This is a genomic window from Deinococcus sp. (assembly GCF_018260405.1).
Lineage (GTDB): Bacteria > Deinococcota > Deinococci > Deinococcales > Deinococcaceae > Deinococcus.
Genome location: NZ_JAGLBG010000075.1, coordinates 1 through 5,481, shown reverse-complemented (window position 1 = coordinate 5,481; position 5,481 = coordinate 1). Strand labels below are relative to the sequence as shown.

At 63.3% G+C, this 5,481-nt stretch carries 3 protein-coding genes; 1 reads left to right on the top strand and 2 read right to left on the bottom strand.

Translation table 11 applies throughout. From position 1 onward, the window contains the following. A partial coding sequence (locus QZ269_RS09770; RefSeq protein WP_291426525.1) for an amidohydrolase occupies positions 1-1,354 on the bottom strand: 1,354 nt, incomplete at its 3' end. Between the two features lie 145 nt (positions 1,355-1,499). Here QZ269_RS09770 and QZ269_RS09765 point away from each other — a divergent pair. After that, complete coding sequence (locus tag QZ269_RS09765) at positions 1,500-2,534, top strand: response regulator (protein ID WP_291426524.1); 1,035 nt, start codon at positions 1,500-1,502, stop codon at positions 2,532-2,534. A gap of 390 nt (positions 2,535-2,924) precedes the next feature. On the opposite strand, the gene QZ269_RS09760 is transcribed toward QZ269_RS09765, so the two are convergent. Continuing rightward, positions 2,925-5,481 (bottom strand): 2-oxoglutarate dehydrogenase E1 component (locus tag QZ269_RS09760; protein ID WP_291426523.1); only part of this gene is annotated, 2,557 nt, incomplete at its 5' end.

Here is a 5,481-nt window from a genome sequence, read left to right as displayed (position 1 = left end):
TCAGGGCTTCGGCGGGGGCCACAGCCTCCCCTGTTTCATCGAGGCGGGTAACGGCGGCGGCAAAGTTGGCGCGGTAATCCGGCTTCGCCACCGGAGCGTCACTGCCGAACGCGAGAATGGCCCCAGCCTCCCGGAGCGACCTGAAGGCGTAGGTGGTGTCGGCCAGCGGCGGCAGCAACTCACGGATCATGGGGCCGTCGGCCAGCAGATGCAGGGGCTGCACACTGCTGGTTAGGCCCCGCATCCGGGCAAAATCCTCACGGCGCAGATGCTGGGAATGTTCGATACGCAGCCGGATGCCACGGGCCTGGGCCGCTGGCCGCAACCTGTCATACACGTTGAGCACCTCGGTATTGGCCCGGTCACCGATGGCGTGCGTGACCGGTGTCAGGCCCTGGGCAACCGCCTCCAGCCCGCGTTCATAAATCACCTCGGGCGGGTCAAGAGCAATGCCGGTGCCGCTGCCGTCGGCAAATCCGGGCGCGTGCAGCCAGGCGGTACGGCTTCCCAGCGCCCCATCGGCAAAGAATTTGACCCCGCCCCACTGGAATAGCCCCCCGGGATTCAGGCCCAGACCCAGTTCGCGGGCCAGATGCAGGCGCTGATGCGGCACACAGGCCCAGACCCGCAGCGGCAGTTCGCCGCGTGCCGCCAGGGTTTGCAAGGCCCAGGGCGCGGCCCTGTCCTCGAAGGCCATCGTATGAGCACTGACATACCCCCGCGCCGCCAGATCGTCAGCCCCCGCCCTGGCCGCGGCTAGCCACTCGGCCTCGGTCGGTTCGGGCATCTGGTTCAAGACCAGCGCCTGGGCATTTTCCTGAAGGCACCCCAATGGCCGGATGATATGCCCGCCTTCTGGGTCGGGCGTGGTTTCGGTGACGCCCGCCGCGTTCAGCGCGACCGAGTTCACCCAGCTCATATGATGATCCCGCGAATGAAGCAGCACCGGATGATGAGGGCTGACCTCGTCGAGTTGCGCCGCCGTCGGGTACCCTTCCAGGCCCAGTTCGCTGGTCAGAAAACCGCCCCCGACAATCCACTGCCCGGCGGGAGTCGTGGCCGCCCGCACGGCAATGCGGCGCTGCACCTCCTGAACGCTGCTCACGCCGAACAGTTCGACCTGAGAAAGCGACGCGCCGTACATCACGAGGTGAATATGGGCGTCGGCCAGACCCGGCGTCAGGAGCAGGTCACGGTAATCGAGCACTTCGGCGCGTGGGGCCATGGCCCCAATTTCTTCACGGGTGCCCACCGCCAGCACGCGCCCACCGCCGACCAGCAGGGCCTCGGCCTGAGCGCAGGAATCGTCGAGGGTCAGGATCTGGGCCTGAATCACTGTCAGCGGGGGAATCATGTGGTCATGTTATAAGTCTTTCAAACGGCATAAAGGATTGTTACGCCTTTTCAATCATTTTTCCCTGAAGAGCGTTCAGGACGCTGGTCAGAAACTGTTTATTAGGCAGCCCGCATATGACTAGGCGAACTGATAAACTCTTGTCATGCCGCGCATTCTGGTCGTCGACGACGACGCCGCCATCGTAAAACTCATCAGCGTCATTCTGTCTCGCGCCGGACATGAAGTGAGAACCAGCAACCATCCCGTCGAGGCGCTGGACATGCTGAAGGTGTTTACGCCCGACCTGATTATCAGCGACGTGGTCATGCCCTACATGACTGGCCTGGAATTTTTAGAAAAGGTTCGCGACCACGACCACCTTTCGGCCATGCCGTTCATTCTGCTAAGCAGCCACGCCGAGCGCAGCGACGTGCGCCGGGGCATGAATCTGGGGGCCGACGACTACCTGCCCAAGCCTTTTACACCCGCCGACCTGACCACTGCCGTCGATGCCCGGATGCGCCGCAGCGGGCTAAACGTGCAGGCCGACAGCGGCACGCAGGCCAAGGCACTAGGCACCGCGCAGGTGTTCTGGCAGCGGCAGCAGGTCTCCTGGGTCAGCCGCAAGGCGCTGGAACTGTTTTTCTACCTGCTGGAACACAAGGAAGTCACCAGCTGGGAAGCCGCCGAGGCGCTGTGGCCCGAGAAGGACGAGTCGCGGGCCAGCAGCCTGTTTCACACGACGCTGCACCGCCTGCGCAAAAGCCTGAACAACGAGGCGGTCGTCAGCCAGAACCGCAAATATGCCCTGGCCGACGATCTGAAACCCGACTACGACGTGCAGCGATACGAACTGCTGGCCGGACAGGCCGAGCAGGGCAGCCTGGGTTTCGAGGAACTCAAGGAACTGGTCAGCCAATACGGCACCTTTTTGCCCGGAGCCGACAGCCCGTGGGTCGACGATGTCCGCGCCCGGCTCGAACAGACCCAGATGAGCCTACTGGGCGTGTCGGCGCAGGCGGCGATTACTGCGGGTAAACCCAAGGAAGCCGCGCAATTCTACCAGCGGGCGCTGAGCATCGACCCCATGAGTGAGCAGGATTGGCAGGGCCTGACCGCTGCCCTGGAAAGCATGAACGACCCCCGCGCCCGCCTCGCCGCCCAGCGCGAAGCGTGGTGGACGGTGGACTTCGACTGAACCGGTACATGCCCCGTCTACGAGTCAGCTCGGATAGTTGCGACAGACGGGTTTTGCGGTGTGCAGCCGCAGGCGGCGCCCTTCCCGAGTGTAGCGCAATGGAGCGGCAGTCCGTATTACCCGGCAGTCCGGATCAGGGCAACCGCAAAGTCCCTCAAATGTAAAGTGAAACTTTTCGTTTGAAAATCACGCTTCGCCATGCCGAGAGTATTTGGCCGATGGATACAGTAAAAATAGCCAGCCTGCTTACTGGCTACTTATCAAATGTTATGCAGTCTCCGACTTTGCGGTTGCCCTGCAGTCCGGATAAGAAATTCAGCGCCGCCCGCAAGCATGAGCAAAAAACCCCCGTCTCTGGGGGGCTTTATATAGAGTTAAGCCGAGCAGTATTCAGCCTTCTTGCTGGGCCTCGACCGCCAATTCCTTTTGCTCCTGCACGACCTCATGCTTAACGGGTTCACCCAGTGCCCCCGCGATCACGGCGGCCTGCTCCTTGGCGTGCACGCTGGCGTATCCGGTAGCGGTGCTGGCGCTGCGGGCGCGACTGGCATGGGTCAGCTGCTGGCCGGGTTGCAGGCTCTTTTCGAGGTCTTCCCAGATCATCAGCCACGCGCCCTGATTCTCGGGTTCTTCTTGCGCCCAGACCACCTGTGCGCCGGGGTGCCGGGCGAGTTCGGCGCGGAGTTTGTCACTCGGGAACGGGTAGAGCTGCTCCAGACGCACCAGCGCCGTGCCCGCGTAACCTTCCTTGTCCTTGTCACGGGCCTCGGTCAGTTCCCAGTGCAGCTTGCCGCTGCTGATAACCACGCGGCGGGCACCCTGCACCCCGGCGTCGCCGATCACCTCATTGAATTGCCCGTCGTACAGATCGCTCAGCGGACTCATGGCGAGCTTGTTACGCAGCAGGCTCTTGGGGGTCATGACGATGAGGGGCTTGCGGTAAGGGCGCAGAACCTGACGGCGCAGCAGGTGGAAAATCTGCGCGGCGCTGCTGGGCACCACGACCTGCATGTTGTTCTGGGCGCACAGTTGCAAGTAGCGTTCCAGGCGGGCGCTGCTGTGCTCGGGGCCTGCGCCCTCGTAGCCGTGGGGCAGCAGCAGCGTCAGGCCCGAGAGGCGCTGCCACTTGCTTTCGCCCGCGCTGATGAACTGGTCGATCACGGCCTGGGCACCGTTGGCAAAGTCACCAAACTGGGCTTCCCAGGCGACCAGGGCCTTGGGTTCGCTGGTCGAAAAGCCGTATTCAAAGGCCATGACCGCTTCTTCCGAGAGTGTGCTGTCGATCACTTCCACGCGGCCCTGATCGTCCGAAAGGTTCGCCAGCGCCATGTAGTCCTCGTTCATGGGGTCCTGGGCATTCTGGTTATGCAGCACGGCGTGACGGTGCACAAAAGTGCCGCGCCCCGAGTCCTGCCCGACCAGGCGCACGCCGTAGCCCTCGTCGAGCAGAGTCGCGTAGGCCAGCATTTCGCCCATCCCCCAGTCGAGCGGCTGCTCACCCTTCGCCATCGCTGCGCGGGGTTTCATGACGGTGCGGTCAATGGTGCGGTGAACGGTAAAGCCTTGCGGCACCGTCGCCAGTTTGGTGCCCAGCTCTTCGAGTTTTTCGCGTGGCACGGCGGTGCTGGTGTCATCAGTCCAGTGGGTGTCGGTGTAACTGCTCCAGTCCACGGCCAGCTTACTCTGCTCCAGGTTCTCGATTTCCTCGACCACCGTTTCGCCACGGTCCAGGCGGTCGCGGAAGTCATTCACCAGCCTCTCACCCTCGCCGGGCTGCAACACGCCTTCTTGTTCTAGCTTGGCGGCGTACAGTGCGCGGGTGCCGGGGTGCTGGTCGATCTCGCGGTACATGATCGGCTGGGTCATGCGCGGCTCGTCGCTCTCGTTGTGGCCGTTGCGCCGGAAGCAGATCAGGTCGATAAATACGTCCTTGCCGAATTCCTGGCGGTAGGCCAGGGCCACGTCACCGCTGAAGGCCACCGCCTCGGGGTCATCACCGTTGACGTGCAGCACGGGCGCGTTGGCGACCTTGGCAATGTCGGTGCAGTAGCGGCTGCTGCGGGTGTCGCGCGGGTCAGAAATGGTAAAGCCGATCTGGTTGTTGATCACAATGCGCACCGCGCCGCCGGTGGCGAAGCCCCGCAGACGCGAGAGGTTCAGCGTTTCCATAACCACGCCCTGCCCGGACACAGCGGCGTCGCCGTGAATGGTGATGGGCAGCACGTCGGTGCGCTTGCTGTCGCCCCGGCGATCCTGGCGGGCCCGCACGCTGCCGTGAACCACCGGCGAGACGAGTTCTAGGTGACTGGGGTTGAAGGCCATCGCCAGGTGCATGGGGCCGCCCACCGTTTTCACGTCGCTGGAATAGCCCATGTGATACTTCACGTCGCCCGCCACGTCGGGGTCGTCGCTCAGTTTCTTCTTGCCATCGAACTCGTCGAACAGCACGCTGCTGGGCTTGCCGAAGATGTTAACCAGCGTGTTCAGGCGACCACGGTGCGCCATCCCGATCACGACTTCCTTGACGCCGTACCTGGCCCCGGCCTGCTGGATGATGCGGTCCATCAATGGAATAAAGCTCTCGCCGCCCTCCAAACCGAAACGCTTGGCACCGGGGTACTTGTTCTTGAGGTACAGTTCCAGCCCCTCGGCAGCGTTGAGCTTGTTCATCAGACGGTGTTTTTCTTCGTTGCTAAAGGCGTAGCGGCCCTGGCCCCGGCTGCTTTCCAGGCGCTCTTGGAACCACTGGCGCTCGTTTGCGGGCAGGTAGTTGTACTCGAAGCCGATGCTGCCGCAGTAGGTGTCGTGCAACTGCCCGATCACGTCGCGCAGCGGGCCGCTAAAGGGGCCGTCCTGTACCTGCTCCTGCAAGTCGGCTTCCGAGAGGCCGTAGAACTCGGGGGTCAGCTCGGGCACCACCGGCAGGCCGCGCATCTTGAGGGGGTTG